This is a genomic window from Paraburkholderia sp. SIMBA_027 (assembly GCF_046535315.1).
GTDB lineage: Bacteria > Pseudomonadota > Gammaproteobacteria > Burkholderiales > Burkholderiaceae > Paraburkholderia > Paraburkholderia tropica.
On the sequence record NZ_JAWRWY010001738.1, the window covers coordinates 1 to 230 of the forward strand.

Genomic DNA, 230 nt, shown 5'->3' on the forward strand with positions numbered 1-230 from the left:
CCTCGCGTTTGTGGATGTTGGAAATGTGAACCTCTATTACCGGCGCTTCGAAGGCATTCAGCGCATCGAGAATCGCCACCGACGTATGGGTAAAGGCACCGGGATTGATGACGATGCCCGATGATTTGCCCCGCGCTGCGTGAATCCAGTCGATCAGCTCATATTCGCGGTTGCTCTGGGCAAAGAACAGCTCATGGCCGGTGGCATCCGTTATCCCACGGCAGTTGGCT

At 56.1% G+C, this 230-nt stretch carries 1 protein-coding gene; it reads right to left on the reverse strand.

Going from position 1 to position 230, the window contains the following annotated elements; translation table 11 throughout:
• The coding region (locus tag SB764_RS45110) for a type II 3-dehydroquinate dehydratase (RefSeq protein WP_410867449.1) at positions 1 to 230 on the reverse strand (230 nt) is incomplete at both ends.